A 23,707-nucleotide genomic window follows, 5' to 3' on the forward strand; every position below is an offset into this window, starting at 1 on the left:
GGCTGTTCGCCATTTAAAGTGGTACGCGAGCTGGGTTTAGAACGTCGTGAGACAGTTCGGTCCCTATCTGCCGTGGGCGTTGGAAAATTGAAAGGGGCTGCTCCTAGTACGAGAGGACCGGAGTGGACGAACCTCTGGTGTTCGGGTTGTCATGCCAATGGCATTGCCCGGTAGCTAAGTTCGGAATCGATAACCGCTGAAAGCATCTAAGCGGGAAGCGAGCCTTGAGATGAGTTTTCCCTGACACTATAAGTGTCCTAAAGGGTTGTCGTAGACTACGACGTTGATAGGCAGGGTGTGTAAGTGCTGCGAGGCATTGAGCTAACCTGTACTAATTGCCCGTGAGGCTTAACCATACAACACCCAAGGGGTTTTGTGGACTCAAAGACAGACCTTGAATGAGTTTGAAAGAGACTTTTAAATCAGTTTTCCGAATTTTAAAATTTGCTTGGCGACCATAGCATTGTGGACCCACCTGATTCCATGCCGAACTCAGAAGTGAAACACAATAGCGCCGATGGTAGTGTGGGGCTTCCCCATGTGAGAGTAGGACATCGCCAGGCTTTAAATTCGTTATTTGCGTAGCAAATAACAACCTCAACAGTGTACTAATCTGTTGATGACAATTTGTTGGAGGGATGGCTGAGTGGTCGAAAGCACCGGTCTTGAAAACCGGCAACCGTTAATAGCGGTTCTAGGGTTCAAATCCCTATCCCTCCACCACCATTAGAAAGCCCGCTGAGAAATCAGCGGGCTTTTTTCTTATCTGCGATATACATAAATAAAAAAGGGAAGAGCACTGACGTGCTCTTCCCTTTTTTGTGTTTAAAACAATGATGACTAGTCAGCTAAATATTTCCCTTCTGCGACTTGCCAGAACGCTCGAATTAGAGGGTTATCTAGCTGCGCTCGCTTACAACATACGCCTAATTCAAATGGTTTGATGGGCTCTATCTTTAAGCGGTCAACTTTATCTCTTACTGGACTGTTGTTTATGACCACATCGGGTGCGATACCAACCCCACATCCTAGAGCAACCATACTTACAATTGCCTCATGACCTGATACTTGAGCGTAAATATTGGGTTTTATCTTCATCTTTTTGAACCATGCGTTCGCACGTTCTCGCGCAGTCCCTGCTTCCGGAATGATAAAAGGCACTTCATTCCAGTTTGGTTTATCAGATTGCAGTTGTTGGCTAAAGCTACTCACGCCAGATGGAATGATGACTGACAGTGGAATATCGCTAATCGTTTCGAATTCTAACCTTGAAGGAAGGATATCTGGCTTTGCTGAAATCGCGATATCCGCTTCATCGTTTAAGATCTTGTCGATGGATTGAGCTGGATCGCCAGTAGAGAGCTTAAATTCAATATACGGATGAATAGCCCTAAATTCGGTTATGAGTTCAGGTAGGTGACTATAGCTAGCCGTTACTGAACAAAATATACGTATCTCACCTTTAAGCTCTTGCTCTCCGCCCTTCAGGTGAAGGTTATATTGCTGCCACTCTCCCACGATGCTCAATGCTACAGGCAATAGGTGTTTTCCTGCAGGGGTCAGATCAACACTGCGGTTGTCTCTGATAAGCAGTTCTTGCCCTGTTTCCTCTTCAAGCTTTTGTATCTGACGGCTCAGCGCTGAAGGACTGACGTGCATAGCAGCAGCGGTTTTGCTGAAACTCTTGCTGTCGCATAAATGTATAAATAATTGTAGAGATTTTATGTTCATGTTCTGCGATCGTTTCCATGTTGCATTTATTGCAATAACTAATTGTGAATATATCACTTTCAGCAACGGAGTGTCTGTTTTAGTATGAAGTCATTCGATAGAGAGATATCGACCTTACGGACTTATTTTTAAAGGAGTGCCCTAGAATGGCTAACTATTTCAATACATTAAACCTTCGTGAACAACTAGACCAATTAGGTCGTTGCCGCTTTATGGATCGTGAAGAATTCGCGACAGAAGCTGAATACCTTGAAGGTAAGAAAATCGTAATTGTTGGTTGTGGTGCTCAAGGCCTAAACCAAGGTCTAAACATGCGTGATTCAGGTCTAGACGTATCTTACGCTCTACGCCAAGCGGCAATTGATGAAAAGCGTCAATCATTCAAAAATGCTGATGAAAATGGCTTTGTTGTGGGTAGCTACGAAACGCTAATCCCTCAAGCAGACCTAGTAATCAACCTTACTCCTGATAAGCAACACACAAACGTTGTTGAAACAGTAATGCCTCTAATGAAGCAAGGCGCTGCTCTTGGTTATTCTCACGGCTTTAACGTTGTTGAAGAAGGCATGCAATTACGTGCTGACCTTACTGTGGTAATGGTTGCACCTAAGTGTCCAGGTTCTGAAGTACGTGAAGAGTACAAGCGTGGCTTCGGTGTACCAACACTTATTGCTGTTCACCCAGAAAACGACCCTAAAGGTGAAGGTTGGGATATCGCTAAAGCTTGGGCTGCTGGTACTGGTGGTCACCGTGCAGGTTGCCTAGAGTCTTCTTTCGTAGCGGAAGTTAAATCTGACCTTATGGGTGAGCAAACTATCCTTTGTGGCATGTTACAAGCGGGTTCTATCGTATCTTACGAGAAGATGATCGCTGACGGCATCGAACCTGGTTACGCAGGCAAGCTTCTACAATACGGTTGGGAAACGATCACTGAAGCACTTAAGTTTGGTGGCGTAACTCACATGATGGATCGCCTATCTAACCCAGCTAAAGTTAAAGCGTTTGAGCTTTCTGAAGAGCTTAAAGACCTAATGCGTCCGCTTTACAACAAACACATGGATGACATCATCTCTGGTCACTTCTCTAGCACAATGATGGCTGACTGGGCTAACGATGACGTGAACCTACTAGGCTGGCGTGAAGAGACAGGCGAAACTGCATTCGAAAACTACCCAGCTTCTGACGTAGAAATCTCAGAACAAGAGTACTTCGACAACGGTATCCTAATGGTTGCTATGGTTCGTGCCGGTGTTGAGCTAGCATTCGAAGCTATGACAGCATCAGGCATCATCGACGAGTCTGCTTACTACGAATCTCTACATGAGCTTCCACTAATCGCAAACACAGTTGCTCGTAAGCGTCTTTACGAAATGAACGTTGTAATCTCTGATACTGCTGAGTACGGTAACTACCTATTCGCTAACGTAGCTACACCGCTACTACGTGAGAAGTTCATGCCTTCAGTAGCGACAGACGTAATCGGCCGTGGTCTAGGTGAAACATCTAACCAAGTTGATAACGCTAAGCTAATTGAAGTTAACGAAGCTATCCGTAACCACCCTGTAGAGTACATTGGTGAAGAGCTACGTAGCTACATGAGCGACATGAAGCGTATCGCTGTAGGCGGTTAATGAGTCGCTTAGATACTGACAAATTTGCAGAAAAAGCGAAGCAGTATCATTAGCTCCTTACTGGTTGGAGTTATAAATAAGCAACACAACATCTAATAGAAAGGCTTGGTCGCCGTTGACCAAGCCTTTTTGCTTTTAGGAACATAGCCTTATAAGTCAATTGAATGAACATTGCTTGATAGGTCTTCGTCGACTTGCAGTTCTTGATTGATCCTCAGAAATACAAAAGGGTTGGTGCTTTCACACCAACCCTTTCAGTTTTCTTGCTTTACGTTTACTTGTCGGCAATCTTTGCTTCTAAGTTCGCTAGCTTTTGTTCCATTTCAGTTAGCTTTTGGCGAGTGCGCAGTAGTACTTGTGTTTGAACATCAAACTCTTCACGGCTCACAACGTCTAGCTTGTTTAGTTGGCCTTGGATAACCTGGCGAACTTTTTGATCTACGTCTGAACCAAGCTCTTTTACTGGTTGAGGCATAGAATCGTGGATCTGCTTAGCAATCTGCTCTAGTTTTTTTGGATCAAACATATCAATTAAAACTCCTGAATATTTACCACTATTCTATTTAATCACACTTGAGATGTCGCCTATGGCGTATAAAAAAAGGCCACCGAAGTGGCCTTTTTATTGTTAATACGACTTAGCGATTACTTATTATCAGCTAATTCTCTGTGTGCTGCTTTTGCTTCATCGACGCGAGCTAGCTTTTCTAGATCTTTGTCTTCAACAAATACAGGTAGAGGTTTGTGTTTTTCAGCCAAGTAGCTGTAAATCACTGGCAGTACAAATAGCGTGAAGATAGTACCAATCGCTAGACCTGCAACGATTACGATACCAATACTAAAGCGCTGAGCTGCACCCGCACCACTTGCGTACATCAGTGGAATTAGACCCGCGATCATTGCTGCTGTTGTCATCAAGATTGGACGAAGACGAACCTTCGCAGCTTCCATTACCGCTTCGATACGAGTTTTGTGATGATGCAACTGTTCTTCTTTTGCAACTTCACAGATCAAGATACCGTGCTTGGTAATCAGACCGACCAAGGTGATCAAACCTACTTGCGAGTAGATGTTCATCGTTGCTGCACCCCAAGCCAGAGCGATTAGGGCACCACAGATCGCCAGTGGTACAGATACCATGATAACCAGTGGATCTTTCAGAGATTCAAACTGAATCGCTAGTACCAAGAAGATGATAGCCAGTGCTAGACCAAAGGTCGCGTAAAGTGCGCTACCTTCAGTTACGTATTGACGCGCTTCACCCATGTAATCGTGGTTGTAGCCACTTGGAAGCTTATTCGCCGCCGTGTCTTCAAACCATGCAATTGCATCACCCATTGCAGCGCCTGGAGCTGGTACTGCGCCAATCGTAGCTGAGTTCAATTGGTTGAAGTGAGGAAGAGAACGAGGCTCTGCCACAACATCAATCGTAATCAAACTGCCTAGTGGTACAGCATTGCCATCCGCAGCACGTACGTAGTAGTTATTCATCGATTCTGGGTTCAAACGGAATTTACGTTCAACCTGAGGGATAACCTCGTAAGAACGACCATTCAAGTCGATACGGTTTACGTAGCCATCTGACATCATGGTACCTAGCGTGATACCGATATCTTGCATGGTCACGCCGTATGCGCCCGCTTTATCCTTGTCGATGTGTACTTTCATCGTTGCTGAGTCGTAGTTCAGATCGAGATCCGAGTATACGAACAGTGGGTTTGTCGCTACATCAGTCAAAATGTCAGTGGTGATCTGGAACAAGCTCTCAAAACTGTTTGGTGTTGTAATAACAAACTGAATTGGAAGACCTGAACCTGCACCTGGTAGTTCTGGCATCTGGAAGGCGGTTACTGCCATTCCTGGGACATCTTTAACAAGCTCACCGACACGGTTTGCTACTTCTGATTGACTCGTTTCACGTTCACTCCAAGGCACCATCGATGCGATACCAAACGCTTGGTTTGCATTAGGCACACCTGTAAATACCTGCGCGTAAGCTACTTCTGGCTGATCAGACAGAATATTGTTTACGTCGTTCATGGTATTTTGCATGAAGTCTAAGTTTGCATTCGACGGTGCAGTACCCATCAGCATGATTACACCTTTATCTTCTGAAGGTGCTAATTCACTAGGGATGAACTTAAACAGCATCGGCAAGCTTGCAAATACGATGATCGCAAAACCAATGAACACTGGACGGTGGTTCATAACTGCGCCAAGCATACGCTCGTAACGGTTAGTCATGCCATCCAAAACACTATGAACTTTCTGCTCAAATTTGCTCGGCTCAGCGTGAGCTTTAAGCATTTTTGAACACATCATTGGCGATAGCGTTAGTGCCACGATACCCGATACAAATACAGAACCGGCTAGGGTTAGTGCGAACTCTTTAAATAGCGAGCCCGTGATACCACCCATCATCGCGATTGGAGCGTATACCGCACCTAGCGTTAGTGTCATTGCGATAACAGGCACCGCAATTTCACGAGTACCAATGATCGCCGCGCGGAAAGGGGACTCTCCGAGCTTGATATGCCTGTCGACGTTCTCAAGTACTACGATCGCATCATCCACCACCAGGCCGATGGCGAGTACCATTGCCAGTAGCGTCATCAGGTTCCAAGAGAAGCCCATTGCCTGCATTACCATTGCCACACCAATCAAAGACAGTGGGATAGTAACGATAGGAATCAGTACCGCTCGGAATGAACCCAGGAACAAGGTAATTACGATCAATACGATTAATGCCGCTTCAAGAATGGTCTTGATAACCTCTTGAATTGACTCGTTAATCGCAATGGTTGAATCGTACATTACGTTCATAGAGATGTTGCTTGGTAGGTTCTTCTCTAGTTGAGGAAGAAGCTCAAGTACATCTGCAGCGATGTTGATTGGGTTCGCACTTGGTGCCGCATTAATTGCTGCAACAACCGCTTCCTGACCGTTTGCACTTGCACGGTAAACGTCGTGGCTTTTCTCTAGAGAAACCTTAGCGATGTCAGACAGACGAATAATCTCACCTTCACCACTTCTAACGACTAAGTTCTCTAACTCTTCAGTGTTCGATACTTGCGTGTCGGCACTGCCGTTATAAAGAACAAATTCACCCGTTGCTTGACCCGTAGCTGATTGGTAGTTGTTCGCATCCAATACCGCCATAACGTCAGTTGCAGTTAGGTTTACCGCCGCCATTTTTGATGGATCTAGCCACACGCGCAGTGCGTATTTCATACCACCATATAGGTCAACTTTAGAAACACCATTTACCGTGAATAGTTGCGGGTTGATTACACGCTCTAGATAGTCGGTAATTTGGCTCGACACCAACTCATCACTGGTAAAACCAATGTAGAGTACAGCCGTCGTTGAACCGGTAGACATGGTTACGGTTGGATCTTCGGCTTCTTTAGGAAGCTGAGAACGCACCGAGTTAGTCTTGGCCAGTATGTCAGACAGCGCCGCATTCGGGTCGGTGTTCAACTTCATGTTAACGGTAATAGTAGAGCTACCGAGCACAGAAGAAGAAGTCATATAGTCGATGTTATCCGCTTGAGCCACAGCCTGTTCGAGGGGCTGGGTGATAAAGCCTTGGATAAGATCAGCACTTGCACCGTAGTAACTCGTGGTTACGGTTACGACGGTATTCGTCATTTCAGGGTATTCACGCACCTGCATTTTGAAGATTGCTTGTAAGCCAAGCAGCGCAATCAAAAAGCTGATGGATACCGCTAGAACTGGACGTTTAATAAAAACATCAGTAAAGCGCATTGTGCCTCCAGTTACAGCTTAGGTGTTTCAGATGGTGGAGTGATTGCATCACTTTCAACAACCTTAACTTTGGCACCGTTACTTAGACGTACTTGGCCAGAAGTTACAACCGTATCGCCGGCTTTAACACCTTCAAGGATGTGTGCAATATCAGCTGTACGCTCACCTACTTTTACAACATGTTGAGCAACACGTTGAACGCCGTCTTCTTCAGTCAGGATGTAAACATTGTCACCGTATAGAGTGAAAGTAATCGCTGTTTGAGGCAGAGTTACTTGGTTCTCTAGTTTAGGCAGAATGATGTTAGCGCGAGCGAACATACCGCTACGAAGCTTGCCATCATTATTTGGAATGTCTGCTTGAACTTGGATAAGACCACTTTGGATGCTTACTGCGGGTTCAATTGCACTGATAGAGCCTTCAAACGGTGTCTCTGGGTAAGCATCAACAAAGATGTCGATAGCCTGACCAACATTGATTCGAGAGATATCTGTTTGAGAAACCGTGAAGCGCAGGCGCATGACACTGGTATCTTCTAAACGAACGATATCGGTACCCGATTGTAGGTATTGGCCTAGGTATACATTACGAATACCAACAGTACCGTCGAATGGCGCGCGAATTTCACGGCGCTCGATCGATGCTTTTAGGCTTTCAATGTCAGCAGATAGAGAGAAGTAGTTCGCTTCTGCTTCATCGTACGCTTCTTTAGAGATAGAACCTTTCTTGAATAGACCTTGGTAACGCTTGTATTTTGCTTTCGCAGCAGGCAAACGAGCTTCAGAACTCTTTAGGTTTGCTTTCTCTACGTCAGAATCAAGACGTACCAGTTGCTGACCATTCTTAACATCAGTACCTGACTCGAAAGAGATCTGGTCAATAACACCGCTGGTTTCGTTCGCTAGTGTCACACCTTGGTTAGGTTCGATGAAGCCGATAGCTTCAATCACTGGAACCCAGTCGATCGGCTGAACTTCAGTTACCGTTACTGGAAACTCTGGTTCAGGGCGGTTGGCCATATACTCAGCAATTTTTTGTTGTTTGAACATGTTAAACCCAATAACGCTGCCGAAAAGTAGTACAGCGATGAGTAACATGAAGAAAGTCCACTTTTTCATTATGGTCAAAACTCCGATCTAGTGTTTAATTATTGCGTCCCAACTAGCTTCGATTGCAGATTCTAGTTCTGCCTCATCAAGTTGGTAAAATCCTAAAGAATGCTTGCGTGCTAGAGAAACACTAGCCGCCAAGCTCAATCCACCTAATACTTCATTGTTAAGTGGTTTAAACAATCCTTGTTCTTTCCCCTCATTAAATAGCAGCTCAACTTGGGCAAACATTTTACGTTCTAGTTCCCTGAAGTTTAGGCTATTTGTGATGGGTAGAGAGTCATACTGAACCCGATTTTTTATTGCGGCTAAATTCGTTCCTGCTAAGTTCCATATGTTCAACCACATAGTACGGTAGCGTTGTTTAATTGGATCCGAATCATTAACCCCTTCTTGAACAGCATCAGCTACTCTTTGAGTCACGAGCATTCGAACATCTTCTATCAAATGCTCTTTATCATCGAAGTAGCGATAGATAGTGCCTGCAGCCACTCCCGCTTCTTTGGCTAATTTTTGCATTGAAAGGCCTTGGAAACCGACCTCTGCAATTAGCTTTTCAGCTGCAGAAAGTATTTGCTGGCGTTTATCCCGAGGTGCATGAGTTGTCATATTTCAATCACCAATGAATGAACGTTCATTCATTATAGCCTAATAACCACACACATGTGCAACAAAGTTTTACATATTCAGCGTAAAAATCTTGTATAAGAGAACGTAGCATTCGTGCTGTTGCAGCATTATTATAGGCGCGCAATTGAATTCGCCCCTCTAGACCAAACTGAGAATCAAATGAAACTGAACCCAAGACAAGATGAAGCCGTGAAATATGTTTCGGGCCCCTGCTTAGTATTAGCGGGCGCTGGATCCGGTAAAACACGTGTTATCACCAATAAAATTGCTTATCTGGTTCAGGAGTGTGGCTATAAGGCGCGTAATATTGCGGCGATGACCTTTACTAATAAAGCGGCACGCGAGATGAAAGAGCGTGTTGGGCAAACTCTAGGTAAGGGCGAATCGAAAGGGCTGATTGTTTCGACTTTTCATACTATGGGCTTAACCATCATTCGTCGTGAATACAAAGCGCTGGGTTTGAAAGCGGGCTTCTCTCTGTTTGATGACCAAGACCAATTAGCGCTATTAAAAGAGCTAACAGAGAGGCAGATCGATGGTGATAAGGATTTGCTACGCGCTTTAATGAGCACCATTTCGAATTGGAAAAATGACATGCTGACGCCAGATCAGGCGAAAGCACGTGCTCAAGGCGAACAAGAGCAGTTGTTTGCATTCTGTTTTGAGATGTACCAGAAACAGATGAAGGCATACAACGCGCTTGATTTTGATGATCTGATCGCGATGCCTGTATTGTTACTGAAAACCAATCAAGAGGTACGTGAGCGCTGGCAGTCGCGTATCCGCTATTTACTGGTCGATGAATACCAAGATACCAACACCAGCCAATATGAGTTGGTTCGCTTACTGGTGGGAGAGCGTGGTCGTTTAACGGTAGTAGGTGACGATGACCAATCTATCTATTCCTGGCGTGGTGCAAAACCGCAAAACTTGGTGTTGCTGGGTGAGGACTATCCAAATCTTCGCTTGATCAAACTCGAGCAAAACTATCGCTCAACCAGCCGAATATTACGTGCGGCTAACATCTTGATCGCCAACAACCCACACGTTTATGAAAAGTCACTGTTCTCAGAGATCCCGGACGGTGAAAAGCTCAAGGTATTGAATGCTAAGAATGAAGAGCATGAAGCAGAGCGTATTACCGGCGAGATCATCGCCCACAAGTTTTTGAACCGTACTGAATACAAAGATTACGCAGTGCTTTACCGTGGTAATCACCAATCTCGCTTGATAGAGAAAGCCTTGATGCAGAACCGTGTGCCTTACAAGATCTCTGGCGGTACCTCTTTCTTTGCGAGAGCCGAGATTAAAGACATCATGGCTTACCTGCGTGTGTTGGTGAACCCTGATGATGACAACGCGTTTCTACGTATTGTAAACACACCGCGTCGTGAGATTGGTCCGGTGACGCTTGAGAAGTTAGGCAGTTACGCCAATATGCGTGGTAAGAGTCTTTTTGAAGCCAGCTTTGAGATGGGTTTAGAGCAAACCCTAACAGGCCGAGGCTTAGAGAACCTGCGCCGCTTCGGTGACTGGATTGTTCGTATCTCAGACAATGCAGAGCGTGGTAATACGGTTGAAGCCGTTCGTTCTTTGGTTCGTGACATCAACTATGAAGATTGGTTGTACGAAACCTCAGCGAGCCCGAAAGCCGCTGAAATGCGAATGAAGAACGTCTCTGATCTGTATAGCTGGATTGTGGCCGATCTTGAGGGTGACAATTACGACAAAGAAGAGAAAACCCTGCGCGAGGTGGTTCAACGTTTAACGCTGCGCGACATGATGGAGCGTGGTGAGGATGATGACGATGCAGATCAAGTCCAATTAATGACATTGCATGCATCGAAAGGCCTAGAGTTCCCGTATGTATTCCTGATGGGAGCAGAAGAGGGCATCTTGCCGCACCAAACCAGTGTTGATGAAGGCAACGTAGAAGAAGAACGTCGTCTTATGTATGTGGGGATTACTCGAGCGCAGAAAGAGCTGACTTTTACTAAGTGTCGTGAACGTCGTCAATATGGTGAATTAATAAAGCCAACACAAAGCCGCTTCCTTGATGAGTTGCCGCATGATGATGTGGAGTGGGAAAGCGTTAAGAAGCCTCAATCCGCTGAAGAAAGAATGGAGAAAGGGCAGGCGCACATTGCGAATATTCGCGCGATGTTCAACAAAAAGTAATGCTCTGCTTTTACAGCACTATATAGAAGCCAATAAAAAAGGTGACCATGAGGTCACCTTTTTCGAATCTGGCATTTTTAATTACAGACCGGCAATCATGTGCTCGATAGCATCTTTGATTTCGTCGTCTGAACAGTCCATACATGAACCTTTCGCTGGCATCGCATTGAAACCGTTGATTGCGTGGTCAGCTAGGATGTCGCGACCTTGAGCAATACGAGGGCCCCAGTCACCAGCATCACCTGTTTTAGGTGCGCCACTTACGCCAGATGCGTGACAAGCGATACAAAAGGTACCGTAAACTGCTGCGCCATCACGAGGGCCTGTTGGTTCTGCGGCTACTGGCTCGCTGCCGACTAGGTAAACTTGGCCAACTGGTTTGATGCGTTCAGCAATTGCATCGTGCTCTGCTTCGCTAAGGCCTGCAGCCATTGCGCCAGTTGAAAAGGTTAAAACTGCGATGACAACGCTTAAAATTCGACGAGACATATCCATTAAACTCACTTTACATTCCCAAGGTAAGTACATGCTTACCAATTTATAGTGTTGGAAGGGTGTTTTGGCTTTAACCAGCAAAGAGCAACTGTTAAACCAATGTAAATAATGGGTGATTATATCCCGATAAGTTGTTGCAATAAACAACAACTTATAAGCTGTGGCGGGTTGTAGTACTCAAATAAGGGGTTTATCACATATTAACTGTCGAAAAAGAGACCAAACAGAAAAAAAAGTTAAAAAAGTACTAGACGGCATTGGGTGATATACGTATTATTCCACTCCGCCGACAGGGCATGCGCCTGTAGCTCAGCTGGATAGAGCGTTGGCCTCCGGAGCCAAAGGTCGAAGGTTCGAATCCTTTCAGGCGCGCCATCCGGTCTCTTACTTCGGTAAGCGAGAAATTGGCAAAAAGAAACAATGGTGGCTATAGCTCAGTTGGTAGAGCCCTGGATTGTGATTCCGGTGGTCGCGAGTTCGAATCTCGTTAGCCACCCCATTCTTTCTTTACAAAATATCGGTAGCTTCGGCTTCCAGTGTTGATTCATTATTCCCAAGAGTCGATACAAAACTAGTCGGTGAATAGCGCAGCTTGGTAGCGCATCTGGTTTGGGACCAGAGGGTCGGGGGTTCGAATCCCTCTTCACCGACCACTATTTCAATAATCGCTTTTAAGCGGTTATATAAAAAATTAGTGGTGGCTATAGCTCAGTTGGTAGAGCCCTGGATTGTGATTCCGGTGGTCGCGAGTTCGAATCTCGTTAGCCACCCCATTAATTTTGGTAGCTTCTTTGAAGTTCCCAGTTTGAGAAATCAAACGAAACGTCTCGGTGAATAGCGCAGCTTGGTAGCGCATCTGGTTTGGGACCAGAGGGTCGGGGGTTCGAATCCCTCTTCACCGACCACCTTAAGAAGCCCTAGTCGAAAGACTAGGGCTTTTTTACATCTGAAATTTAGATAACTTGAACAGAGTGGGGTTCGCCTGATGTTCAAAGAATGTCTCTTCACCGATCACTTAAGAAGCCTCAGTCGAAAGATTGGGGCTTTTTTACATCTGTCGTTTTAGTTTTTATCGATTTTGAATGCTGAGATCTTACCTGCTTCGGCACCTTGTCTGGTGTCGCCTCTGTATCCCCCTTCTTATATAAGACAGATTCTTATCGATCTGCTTGATTATGGTACTGATACGGAGTTGCTTTCTTTATCAAATGTGTAGATCTATATCTAATTTTATATAAGTGACGCACTCAATAATTCGACATATTAATGGGTTTGGTCTAAAGACTTTTATGAAAAATGAAATCTAACCCTAAATTTGCTCACTAAGGCCTGAATTTGACAGCTTTCTACGCATTTGGTCGTTCAAAAACTCCTCTGATTTATTAGGCCTTTCGTTTATCTGTTTTGTATTTACCAAAATAATACAAATGGTTAAATGTATGGTTAATTAACGTGTATCTGGTTGTTTTATTTGTTCAAATTAACAAAATCAGCGTTTGTTTCTATAGTGTTAATTGTTTTTTAGAATAATTATTTGTTTTTAGTGACTGGTAGTGAGATCTGCTTTGAAGCATGGCATTAACTCTACAAGTAAGTAGTGGTAAGGAGTTTGTGAGTATTTCTTGCCGATAATATAATATTGATTTTTCTTACTATATGCTCTTTAGGTGAATAGTTATTTGGTACTTTTGCTTGCTAAGCGTTTAATGTCGACTTTTTATCCTATTTTTGTTGCTTTTCTGTGAATTATTTGCCAAATTGTCAACCGTATAAAATATCAGAACAATATTCTGGTAAGAATGGATTCAATTTTGCAGACAGGGCAGAAAGCTGCCAAAGCAGTAGAGGTCTGGTAATGTCACTTTTAGAAGTAAAAAATCTTCGTATCGAATACCCATCTCGTCATGGAGTTCACGCCGCAGTTAAATCACTTTCGTTCAACATTGAACGTGGTGAGATTGTTGGTGTTGTAGGCGAGTCTGGTGCAGGTAAATCAACAGTAGGTAATGCTGTGATCGATTTATTGAGCCCTCCTGGCCGCATTGCTAGCGGCGAGGTATTTCTGGACGGCGAAAAAGTCTCTGGTTTATCTCCTGAACAGATGCGTTCTGTTCGCGGCTCAAAGATTGGTTTTATCTTCCAAGACCCAATGACTTCTCTTAACCCTCTATTCACAGTAGAACAGCAGTTAAAAGAGACGATTCATGCCAACATGAAGGTTTCGGATCAAGAAGCCTACCAGCGCTCATTAGACTTAATGAACCAAGTGGGCATCCCACAACCAGAAAACCGTTTAAAGCAGTACCCACACCAATTCTCTGGCGGTATGCGTCAGCGTGTGGTTATCGCGATCGCATTGGCAGGTGAACCTGACCTAATCATCGCAGATGAACCAACAACAGCATTGGATGTTTCTATCCAAGACCAGATCTTGGGTTTGATTCGCGACCTATGTATTAAGAAGAACGTAGGTTGCATGTTGGTCACGCACGACATGGGCGTGGTATCTAACGTTACCGACCGCGTAGCCGTTATGTATCGTGGTGACTTAGTTGAGTTTGGCCCAACAGCGAAAGTTCTGGGTACTCCTGAGCACCCATATACACACAGTCTTATCTCTGCGGTTCCCCGTTCGGATCGCAAACTCGATCGTTTCCCTCTTGTGAGCTACATCGAAGAAGCACAAGAGATGGAACCATTGGATGTGAAGAACCACTGGTTAGGTCAAAGCCAAGATCACCGTGATTACACTGGCCCACTGTTGAACGTTGAGAGCGTAAACTTACGCTTTACCACCAAAGATTCTTTCTTTGAGAGCCGTCGTGAGTACGTTCAAGCATCAAACAACGTGAGCTTTGAAGTGCATGAAGGTGAGACGTTTGGTTTAGTAGGTGAGTCAGGCTCAGGTAAATCAACGATTGCGCGTGTGATTGCTGGCTTGTACGCACCTAATTCAGGCAAGGTAACGTTTGAAGGCGTTGACCTTACTGGTCTGAAATCTGAAAAAGAGCGTCGCCCAATGCGCCGCCAAATGCAGATGGTTTTCCAAAACCCTTACACATCAATGAACCCTCGAATGAAGATATTCGACATCATTGCTGAGCCTATCCGATTCCATAAACTGACGCGCAACGAGAATGAAACTCGTCAGATCGTGAATGACCTGCTAGAGCACGTTGGTTTGGGCGTAATGGCCGGGGTTAAGTACCCACACGAATTCTCAGGTGGCCAACGTCAGCGTATTTCTATCGCTCGCGCTTTGGCAACTCGCCCGCGTCTTTTGATTTGTGATGAACCTACCTCGGCACTGGATGTGTCGGTACAGGCTCAGATCCTCAACCTATTAAAAGACTTACAAGACGAGCTAAACCTAACTATGTTGTTCATCAGTCACGATTTACCGGTTATTCGCCAAATGTGTGATCGTGTTGGTGTGATGCAAATGGGAGAACTATTGGAAGTCGCGCCAACCGAGCAGCTATTCCAATCGCCTCAGCATGAATACAGCAAACACCTAATTTCTTTAATGCCTGAATTTACAGGTTTAAGAGAAGAAAAAGCAGTGGCACAAGCCGCGGTATAAAAATCAGCAGGCTGGAGTTTAGCTTGCTAAAAACAATAAACAGACGCAAATACAACAACTAGGGATCTGGATTCCCGCATGAAGGAGTTATGCAATGAAAACCATGAAAAGCAAATTAGCAGTAGCTTTAATGGCAGCTGGCCTAAGCTTTAGTGCAGCAGCAGCAGATATTACCGTTGGCTACGCAGCTGACCCTGTATCACTTGACCCGCACGAGCAGCTGTCTGGTGGCACACTGCAAATGTCTCACATGGTGTTTGACCCTCTAGTACGTTTCACAAAAGAGATGGATTTTGAAGGCCGCCTAGCATCGAGCTGGGAGCGTGTTGATGAAACGACTTTCCGCTTCAACCTACGTAAAGGTGTGAAATTCCACTCTGGTAACGAACTGACTGCTGATGATGTTGTGTGGACTTTTGAACGTCTACAAGCTTCTCCAGACTTTAAGTCTATCTTCACGCCATACGAAAAAATGGTAAAAGTGGATGACTACACAGTTGAGCTTATTTCTAAAGCGGCTTACCCACTAGTACTACAAACAGCAACGTACATCTTCCCAATGGACAGCAAGTTCTACTCTGGCCAAACAGCGGAAGGTAAAGACAAGTCTGAGCTAGTTAAGCACGGTAACTCGTTCGCTTCGACTAACGTTTCAGGTACTGGTCCATTTATCGTAACGCAGCGTGAGCAAGGCGTTAAAGTAACGTTCGAGCGTTTCAACGATTACTGGGACACAGAAACTGAAGGCAACGTAGACAAGCTAACACTTGTGCCAATCAAAGAAGACGCAACACGTGTTGCAGCACTTCTTTCTGGCGACGTTGATATGATTCACCCAGTAGCACCAAACGATCATAAGCGTGTTAAAAACGCTAAGAACATCGATCTAGTAACGCTACCTGGTACTCGTATCATCACGTTCCAAATGAACCAAAACAGCAACGAAGCTCTTAAAGATGTTCGCGTTCGTCAGGCGATTGTTCACGCAATCAACAACGAAGGTATCGTTAAGAAGATCATGAAAGGCTTCGCAACAGCCGCTGGTCAGCAAAGCCCAACAGGCTACGCGGGTCACAACGAAGACCTAGTTCCTCGTTACGATCTGAAAAAAGCGAAAGAGCTGATGAAAGAAGCGGGCTACGAAGATGGCTTTACGCTAACTATGATGGCACCAAACAACCGTTACGTGAACGATGCGAAAGTAGCGCAAGCGTCTGCGGCAATGCTATCTAAGATTGGTATCAAAGTTGATCTTAAGACTATGCCTAAAGCACAGTACTGGCCTGAATTTGACCTATGTTCAGCAGACATGATGATGATCGGCTGGCACTCAGATACAGAAGATTCAGCTAACTTCAACGAGTTCCTAACTATGACTCGTAACGAAGAAACTGGCCGTGGTCAATACAACTGTTCTGGTTACTCAAACCCAGAAATGGATGCGATTGTAGAAGCTTCTAACACTGAAACTGACCCAGTTAAGCGTGCTGAAATGCTGAAAGGCGTTGAAGCAACACTGTACAACGACGCAGCATTCGTACCTCTACACTGGCAGAGTGAAGCGTGGGGCGCGAAGTCTAACGTAGGTGCAGCAGACGTAGTAAACCCAATGGTTATGCCTTACTTCGGCGACCTAGTTGTAAAATAATCTAGCTTGCTAGAATCGAGAGCCTGAAGCTTTTCAGGCTCTCAAATTATTAAGAAATAGATTTAAGTTTCGGTATTTGGTCTTCCTTCAGTCTGGCTAAATACCTTTTTTAAGACTGAATTTTGTTATCTAGTCGCGGATTTCGATTAGATAGTCATGGATAGATAAGGGGCAAGGAATGGTTACGTTTCTGGTCAAGCGCCTGTTTCAGGCACTGATAGTGATGTTTGTGATCAGTTTGGTGGCGTTTGCCATTCAGGATAACCTGGGCGACCCGTTGCGTGAGTTAGTCGGTCAATCTGTTTCAGAATCGGAGCGTCAAGCGCTGCGTGATGAACTCGGCTTAAATGATCCCTTCATTACAAAATACACTCGCTTTGTGGGCGCAGCTCTACAAGGTGATCTTGGTACTTCATATTTCTTTAAACGCCCTGCTGTGGACGTAATCTTAGACAAATTGGTCGCGACGCTTGAACTTGTGTTTGGCGCTTCTCTGATCATTGTTTGTCTGTCGATTCCACTCGGCGTTTATTCTGCAATACACCCAAAAAGTTTCTTCACTAAACTGGTGATGGCGGGCAGTAGTATCGGTATCTCGGTACCTGTTTTCTTAACCGCAATCATGCTCATGTATGTGTTCTCTATTGAACTCGGTTGGCTGCCGTCATTCGGACGTGGTGATACCGCAAACTGGTTTGGTTGGGAGTCTGGCTTCTTAACACTAGATGGCCTTGCGCACTTAGTGCTGCCGAGTATTGCTCTGGCATCTATCATGCTGCCGCTGTTCATTCGTCTAGTACGTTCTGAAATGCTCGAGGTGCTGAGCTCTGAGTACATCAAGTTTGGTAAAGCAAAAGGCCTAGCGCTGAACAAGATTTACTACCAACACGCTTTGAAGAACACAATGCTACCTGTACTAACGGTAGGTGGTGTTCAAATCGGTACCATGGTGGCTTACACCATTCTGACTGAAACTGTATTCCAGTGGCCGGGTACCGGCTTCCTATTCCTTGAAGCGATTAACCGAGTGGATACTCCACTGATTACCGCATACGTTATTTTCGTTGGCCTGATCTTCGTAGTAACGAACACCATTGTTGACCTGCTTTACGGCATCATTAACCCAACAGTGAACATTACAGGGAAAGGAGCATAATCATGGAACACACAACAACAGCTCCATCTCGTTGGGAGCGATTCAAGCAGTCAGACATTCTGTACTACTTCTTACGCGATAAAGTGGCAATGGTGAGCTTTGCTATCTTTGCAGCTTTCCTTGTGATGGCATTAGCGGCACCGATTCTAGCGCCAACAGACCCATATGACGTGACGTCTATCGACATCATGGATTCTGAGTTGCCACCATCTTGGATGGAAGACGGCGAAGAACGCTTCCTACTGGGTACTGATGAGCAAGGTCGTGACATCTTATCTACGATGCTTTACGGCTCGCGTCTGTCATTGACGATCGGTTTCCTAGCGGTAGGTCTTCAGCTGACTCTCGGTATTATCATTGGTCTGTCTGCAGGTTACTTCGGTGGTCGTATTGATAGCTTCCTGATGCGTTTTGCCGATGTTCAGCTTTCGTTCTCAACCATGATGGTTGCGATCATTGTCTCGGCCATCTTTAAGGCGAGTTTCGGTAGTGACTTCTACGCGCAATATGCCGTTGTTATGCTGGTGGTGATCATCGGTATTGCTGAATGGCCGCAGTACGCTCGTACGATTCGTGCATCGGTATTGGCAGAGAAGAAGAAAGAGTACGTAGAAGCGGCACGTGTGATGGGCTTTAGAGCGCCTCGCATCATGTTCCGTCATATTCTGCCTAACTGTTTATCACCGATTTTGGTTATCTCTACGGTACAGGTGGCAAATGCCATCATGTCAGAAGCGGCACTTTCTTTCCTAGGTTTAGGTCTTCCGGTAGACCAACCGTCACTCGGTGCCCTGATCAGTACTGGTTTTAACTACATTTTCTCAGGAGCATGGTGGATCACAGCATTCCCAGGTGTGCTTTTGGTAACATTGGTTCTAGTTATTAACCTATTAGGCGACTGGTTACGTGACGTGTTTAACCCGAAAATTTATAAAGGGTGATAGCCCGGTTTGATTTTTAGTAAAAAAAGTCACTAAATTAAGAGCCGTAAGCAATTACGGCTCTTTTTTTGCTTAATGGATCTGGAACTTAGTATTATTGACAGTGTCAATAATACTTAAAATGGAATTCATGTTTTATCGATATAGATTCGGTAATAATTAGCCCGCAGGGTTTAAGTGGTGGTTATGAAATTGACAATGAATGCTGTATGTCGTGCTGTGACGAGAAATTATCGTATGGGGCTTATCGCTGCATCTCTTTTGGTATCGAGCCAAGTGAATGCAGAGTCGGTTCTATGTGATGCAACTCAGGCAAGCACCAACCAATTACCACAGCTAGAGCAATCATGTCCGATCGGTAAGGGTGTGTGGGGCAGTAAAGCGCCTAAACGTCATTCAGATAACGAGCTGTTTTGGGTTCAATGTGGCCTGCTGAATAAGCCTCTGTCACTGAGCCGAGCAAAACCTCTGTATGAGAAGATCTCAACCAACGTTTGGATGAAGCCGGAAGGCGGAGACTACCGTTGCTTAATCGGACCTTACTCTACCTTCTCGGATGCGAGAAAGGATCTAACTCAGGTACGTAAGGTTCCTGGTTACGGTGAAGCGTTTATTCGCATGGTCGACAAGTCGAAAACCTCATCACAGCCTATTGTGGCAAAAGCGGCAGAACCAAAAGCGGTGAAGCCTAAGGCTCCTGTAAAAGCAAAAGTAGAAGCTAAGCCTGCACCGAAACCTGTGGCTGCTAAGCAAGCGGCGGCGCTAACGAGTGCTGCTGCTATTCAGACATTACCAAGCGGTAATGCGAGCTCAGACAATGATCTCGAGATCGAGATTCGCGTGAAAGCAGACGTTGCGGGTAGCCAATATGCGATTCCTTACCTTCTAGACCATCAACAACAGTTCTACATGGAGCAAGGTAAGCCTTGGAGCCGCCTAGATTACGATAGCGCTGAATTGGTGTGTAATCAGGTCAACATGAAGCTGATGAGTGAAAAGCAATGGCAGAGCATCTTGAACTCAAAGGTTATGGAAAAACAGAACTGGCCAATGCATCTCCCTTATTGGGGCGCAGATAAGAAAGGTCTGTTTACCAACGGTAACGTCAACCAATTGAAAGGTTCTTCATTGCTCAACGTGATGTGCGTTAAGTAGCGACGACCGTTGTTATACCAAATAAGCCTCAGCCATTGCTGGGGCTTTGTTGTTTATACACCCTTCTTTTTCAACATCAGTTCGACTTTTAGACACTCGTTCTTCAAGACGAATTTGATTAAAAATCGCTAAAAATTGTTCAAATAGCACGGTTGATGCGTAGAAAACCATAACTCAAGCAATAAGGTGATTGGGATTATGAGTTTAAAAAAACGATTAGAAGACGTGGCTCCACGCTTTGAAGCCGGAGGGAAGTACGAAAAGCTCTACCCAGTGTATGAAGCTTTCGCGACAATATTCTATACACCCGGAAACGTAAACCGCGGTATAACCCATGTTCGTGACAGCATTGACCTAAAGCGCATCATGATTCTGGTGTGGCAGGCGACTTTCCCGGCAATGTTCTGGGGGATGTATAACGTCGGACACCAAAGCGTCCTTGCATTAACCTCCAGCTATCAACTTAACGAACTTACCTCTGTTATTGAAAGCAGTTGGCGTCTGTCGTGGGCATTTGGTGATGCGCAGTCATTGATGGCAAGTGGCTGGGCAAGTCAGATGTTGCTTGGTACACTCTATTTTCTACCCGTTTATGCCACGGTGTTTGTGGTAGGTGGCTTCTGGGAGGTTTTATTTGCCGTTGTACGTAAGCACGAAGTTAATGAAGGCTTCTTTGTTAGCTCGGTACTATTCGCACTCATTCTTCCGCCAACCATCCCGTTATGGCAAGCCGCTTTAGGTATCACCTTTGGTATTGTTGTCGCCAAAGAGCTGTTCGGTGGTACAGGGCGAAATTTCTTGAACCCAGCCCTTGCAGGGCGCGCGTTTCTCTATTTCGCCTATCCAGCCAACATGTCGGGTGGGCTTGTGTGGGTTGCCGCTGACGGCTATTCAGGCGCGACACCGCTGAGTCAATGGTATGAAGGCGGCAGCACGTCACTGATCAATAACATGACTGGCGAGGCGATCACTTGGATGGATGCTTTTATCGGTAATATTCCAGGTTCGATGGGCGAAGTGTCTTCACTACTGATTATGCTGACCGGTGTGATTTTAATTGTGATGAAGATAGCCTCTTGGCGTATTGTGGCAGGTGTGATTGTTGGTCTTGTTGTGACATCTAGCTTGATGAATTGGATAGGGTCAGAAACCAACTCGATGTTTTCGATGCCGTTCTACTGGCACTTTGTGTTGGGTGGTGTAGCGTTTGGTACTTTCTTCATGGCGACAGACCCGGTATCTGCCGCGTTTACCAATCAGAGTAAATGGGCCTATGGCATTTTGATTGGTGTGATGACGGTTGGTATTCGAGTGCTTAATCCAGCCTACCCTGAGGGCATTATGCTGGCTATCTTGTTCGCCAACCTGTTCGCTCCGCTATTCGACTTTGTAGTGAAAGAGCAGAATATCAAACGAAGACTTAAACGGACATCGCGCTAATCTAAGTGGTTAAAAGTGAAAGTGACTCCCATAAGAAAGGCTTGCATTGATGCAAGCCTTTCCATTTTTATCGCGATTGATTTGAGGTTGATTTAACTCCACTTCAAATCAATCTCGAAAGGTTGTGTACTACCACAGTGTTCACCACACATTTCGTCGTAAGCACTGTTGTGAACCAGCATAGCTGATGCCACGCCTTGGTCGCTAAAGTGATCACGTGCATGGTTAACACTCAAAAACTTCATAGGATGCTGGTGGTCATCTTTGATTAACTGTTTTTGCTCGCCAATAACTTGGTAAGCCAAGTAGATCCCGCCTTCAAATGATTCAATTAGTAGATTCATAACAAACTCCATTGCTGTTCTAGATAGGTCTTTGTTTTGGTATCTACGTTGATAGCTGTTTGAAGGTTCATGTGGGGTAAAAATGAAAAAAACCAGAAGCAATGCTTCTGGTTTCTGATTAGGTCATCAAACTAACTCAGTGATTAGTTGATTTTCTGCATGATGCTAACACGACCATCGGTGTTACCTGTGTTATCCATCTTACGGCGGATAAGTAGGCCTTCATCCCAGTTGGTGCCCGCTGGTTGGTATTCCCACTTAACGAAATATTCATCGTTTGAGTCACAAGCAGCGCCTGCAACGTAATTGTCTTGGTCGCAGAAACGGACTACTGTGTTCAGTTCTGTCAGTGTCGCTTTAGAAACTCGGTCTGTTTGACCAAACCACCAGTAATCTATATTAGCTAGTTGTTTATAAGTGTAAGGGATACCAGAATCTTCCATATCCTCTGGTGATGTTGAGCCACACTCTTGTCCTGTGGTCGTTGCACCGGATGAATCAAATTTCATGGTGCTTACTGCAATTTCGCCATTTTCACAGATTTCTTTTGTTTCCCATGTACCAGTGAAATCCACGTAACGTTCAGAATCTTTTGTTGGAATCTCGTAGTAGTAAGCAACACGCTTTGTTTTTCTGTCTACTGAACAGTTTGTAGAACTGCAATCAGTGTTATCTTCTAACTCTTCTTTTTCAGTGATTTCAGTATAAATCTTAGTGACAGGATCGTAGGAGCCAGAAATGTTTTGGTTGACCCATGAATGACCACCATCGTCGTTATCGTTGAACTTTTCATCTGCGGTAAAGTGATTGAGTTCGTTAACAGTGGCTACTGAGAACGGAAGGAAGTTGCCTACAGTTTCCCAGTCCATTGATTCATCAGCATCTTCTTCACCATCAGGATCAACGAGCAAGTATTTAAAGTTGCCTCCCAAAGCGTAATGAGAAGCAGGGACACCACTACATGTGTTTGGAGCTGTGAAAGTATTACTAGGGTCGCCAGCCAAGCAGTTCAGGTAATCCTGGGCAAAGCCTTCCGTTAACTGAGAGTCATTAGACCCTTTTAAATAAGCTAAACTCGAGGTGTTTACTTGATAGTCCATTTGAACCATGCCACGTGTCGCTTCAAACAAGTCATTTGGTAGAGTTTTATCAGCATGAACAAAGGTGAAGTTGCCATCTAAACGCTCTTGGGTTACGTCAATGTAACGAATAAATTGGCCGTTTTTCTCTGCAAATGGGTTTACTGAACCATCACCACGCTTCATTGAGCCAAACGCAGACTGCATATGCGTTAGAGCGTCGCTTTCTGAAGTGATATTTGCAGCTTCTACACCAACCGCTTTTAGGAAATCCGTTACGCTTGTACTATCGTCTAGGCTTAGATCTTTCATCTTCGCTAACGTAGCAGCATCAGGTTCGCGCAGCATATCCGGAACTGTCAGTACTTCATCTGAAGTGTTACCAAACTGGTTATCCAGAGATTGAAGTAAAATTGCTAGGTTAAGTGCGCGAGCGTATTTACCTGCCGCTTCAAATGGAGTAAGTACATCACGGTTTGATGCTGCACCTACTTTTAAGCCGTTTTCACCACCAATGAACAAGGTTACAGTGTCGTTAGTTTTAGCGGTAAATTCGCCTTCGCTATTTGTAACACCGTTTAAGCCAGAACTGGTGTTGTAGTAGATACCTTCAACAGCGGCATCGATAAATTTGTTGGTTGTTGTTGATGGTTCTGTCGGTGTAGTGACACCTGAATTAGAACTGTCGCTACCACAACCTGTTAAAGCCACTGCAATCGCCGCTGCGAGAATACTCACTTTTTTCATTACTCGTACATCCTTTATGTAATAGAGCTATTTGTTATTTTTATGCGTGTAATTTTATAGCGCGCGATTGTA

General features: G+C 44.9%; 16 protein-coding genes, 6 tRNA genes and 2 rRNA genes. 16 read left to right on the forward strand and 8 right to left on the reverse strand.

Features of this window, described 5'->3' with window-relative positions; genetic code table 11:
- From HRQ85_RS20610 to HRQ85_RS20620, 3 genes are all read left to right on the forward strand, one after another.
- Positions 1-356, forward strand: a 23S ribosomal RNA gene (locus HRQ85_RS20610); the annotation flags it as partial.
- A 91-nt stretch (positions 357-447) separates the two neighbouring features.
- Positions 448-563: ribosomal RNA gene (gene rrf / locus HRQ85_RS20615) — 5S ribosomal RNA — on the forward strand.
- Positions 564-632: 69 nt separating this feature from the next.
- Positions 633-723, forward strand: a tRNA-Ser gene (locus HRQ85_RS20620).
- Positions 724-840: 117 nt separating this feature from the next.
- Here the strand turns inward: HRQ85_RS20620 and ilvY are convergent.
- Positions 841-1,731, reverse strand: a complete 891-nt coding sequence (gene ilvY, locus HRQ85_RS20625; protein ID WP_102315369.1) for an HTH-type transcriptional activator IlvY — start codon at positions 1,729-1,731, stop codon at positions 841-843.
- A 146-nt stretch (positions 1,732-1,877) separates the two neighbouring features.
- Here ilvY and ilvC point away from each other — a divergent pair, with 146 nt between their 5' ends.
- A complete protein-coding gene (gene ilvC / locus HRQ85_RS20630) occupies positions 1,878-3,362 on the forward strand; it encodes a ketol-acid reductoisomerase (RefSeq protein ID WP_017061965.1) in 1,485 nt (494 codons plus the stop codon).
- A gap of 274 nt (positions 3,363-3,636) precedes the next feature.
- Here the strand turns inward: ilvC and ubiK are convergent, their stop codons facing one another.
- The 4 genes from ubiK to HRQ85_RS20650 all read right to left on the reverse strand — a co-directional run bounded on the left by ubiK (position 3,637) and on the right by HRQ85_RS20650 (position 8,848).
- On the reverse strand, positions 3,637-3,888 hold the full coding sequence (gene ubiK / locus HRQ85_RS20635; RefSeq protein WP_017103425.1) for a ubiquinone biosynthesis accessory factor UbiK: 252 nt from the start codon (positions 3,886-3,888) through the stop codon (positions 3,637-3,639).
- Between the two features lie 119 nt (positions 3,889-4,007).
- Positions 4,008-7,130: a multidrug efflux RND transporter permease subunit gene (locus HRQ85_RS20640; protein WP_172380487.1), complete on the reverse strand. Its 3,123-nt coding sequence runs from the start codon at positions 7,128-7,130 to the stop codon at positions 4,008-4,010.
- A gap of 11 nt (positions 7,131-7,141) precedes the next feature.
- Positions 7,142-8,248, reverse strand: coding sequence for an efflux RND transporter periplasmic adaptor subunit (locus tag HRQ85_RS20645; protein WP_017629443.1), 1,107 nt, complete (start codon positions 8,246-8,248; stop codon positions 7,142-7,144).
- 18 nt (positions 8,249-8,266) lie between these two features.
- Positions 8,267-8,848, reverse strand: coding sequence for a TetR/AcrR family transcriptional regulator (locus tag HRQ85_RS20650; protein WP_017629442.1), 582 nt, complete (start codon positions 8,846-8,848; stop codon positions 8,267-8,269).
- 180 nt (positions 8,849-9,028) lie between these two features.
- Here HRQ85_RS20650 and rep point away from each other — a divergent pair, with 180 nt between their 5' ends.
- Positions 9,029-11,047 carry a DNA helicase Rep gene (rep, locus tag HRQ85_RS20655; protein WP_172380488.1) on the forward strand — a complete coding sequence of 673 codons (2,019 nt, stop codon included), beginning with the start codon at positions 9,029-9,031 and terminating at the stop codon, positions 11,045-11,047.
- A gap of 81 nt (positions 11,048-11,128) precedes the next feature.
- On the opposite strand, the gene HRQ85_RS20660 is transcribed toward rep, so the two are convergent.
- Positions 11,129-11,542 carry a c-type cytochrome gene (locus HRQ85_RS20660; protein WP_017063036.1) on the reverse strand — a complete coding sequence of 138 codons (414 nt, stop codon included), beginning with the start codon at positions 11,540-11,542 and terminating at the stop codon, positions 11,129-11,131.
- A gap of 298 nt (positions 11,543-11,840) precedes the next feature.
- Here HRQ85_RS20660 and HRQ85_RS20665 point away from each other — a divergent pair.
- The 11 genes from HRQ85_RS20665 (at position 11,841) to HRQ85_RS20715 (ending at position 21,465) form a co-directional block, all read left to right on the forward strand.
- Positions 11,841-11,917 (forward strand) — tRNA-Arg (locus tag HRQ85_RS20665).
- 48 nt (positions 11,918-11,965) lie between these two features.
- Positions 11,966-12,041 (forward strand) — tRNA-His (locus HRQ85_RS20670).
- A gap of 77 nt (positions 12,042-12,118) precedes the next feature.
- Positions 12,119-12,195 (forward strand) — tRNA-Pro (locus HRQ85_RS20675).
- 44 nt (positions 12,196-12,239) lie between these two features.
- Positions 12,240-12,315 (forward strand) — tRNA-His (locus HRQ85_RS20680).
- A gap of 55 nt (positions 12,316-12,370) precedes the next feature.
- Positions 12,371-12,447, forward strand: a tRNA-Pro gene (locus HRQ85_RS20685).
- A gap of 950 nt (positions 12,448-13,397) precedes the next feature.
- Entirely contained in the window at positions 13,398-15,125 is a 1,728-nt protein-coding gene (locus tag HRQ85_RS20690; RefSeq protein ID WP_172380489.1) for a dipeptide ABC transporter ATP-binding protein, read from the forward strand.
- Positions 15,126-15,219: 94 nt separating this feature from the next.
- The gene (locus tag HRQ85_RS20695; protein ID WP_048607508.1) at positions 15,220-16,773 is read left to right on the forward strand and encodes an ABC transporter substrate-binding protein; all 1,554 of its coding nucleotides are present in this window, start codon (positions 15,220-15,222) and stop codon (positions 16,771-16,773) included.
- A 178-nt stretch (positions 16,774-16,951) separates the two neighbouring features.
- Positions 16,952-17,929, forward strand: a complete 978-nt coding sequence (locus tag HRQ85_RS20700) for an ABC transporter permease (protein ID WP_048612413.1) — start codon at positions 16,952-16,954, stop codon at positions 17,927-17,929.
- A 2-nt stretch (positions 17,930-17,931) separates the two neighbouring features.
- Entirely contained in the window at positions 17,932-18,870 is a 939-nt protein-coding gene (locus tag HRQ85_RS20705) for an ABC transporter permease (RefSeq protein ID WP_048607511.1), read from the forward strand.
- A gap of 186 nt (positions 18,871-19,056) precedes the next feature.
- Positions 19,057-20,025 (forward strand): SPOR domain-containing protein, encoded by a 969-nt coding sequence (locus HRQ85_RS20710; RefSeq protein WP_172380490.1) that lies wholly within the window; start codon positions 19,057-19,059, stop codon positions 20,023-20,025.
- Between the two features lie 198 nt (positions 20,026-20,223).
- Entirely contained in the window at positions 20,224-21,465 is a 1,242-nt protein-coding gene (locus HRQ85_RS20715) for an NADH:ubiquinone reductase (Na(+)-transporting) subunit B (protein ID WP_172380491.1), read from the forward strand.
- Between the two features lie 92 nt (positions 21,466-21,557).
- Here HRQ85_RS20715 and HRQ85_RS20720 read toward each other — a convergent pair whose 3' ends face one another.
- Together HRQ85_RS20720 and HRQ85_RS20725 are read right to left on the reverse strand one after the other, a co-directional pair.
- On the reverse strand, positions 21,558-21,911 hold the full coding sequence (locus tag HRQ85_RS20720; protein ID WP_301540145.1) for a DUF6482 family protein: 354 nt from the start codon (positions 21,909-21,911) through the stop codon (positions 21,558-21,560).
- A 41-nt stretch (positions 21,912-21,952) separates the two neighbouring features.
- Entirely contained in the window at positions 21,953-23,635 is a 1,683-nt protein-coding gene (locus tag HRQ85_RS20725; protein WP_172380493.1) for a hypothetical protein, read from the reverse strand.
- Between the last annotated feature and the right edge of the window lie 72 nt (positions 23,636-23,707).

This window comes from Vibrio sp. Vb339 (assembly GCF_902751245.1).
In the GTDB taxonomy this organism is placed as follows: domain Bacteria; phylum Pseudomonadota; class Gammaproteobacteria; order Enterobacterales; family Vibrionaceae; genus Vibrio; species Vibrio coralliirubri.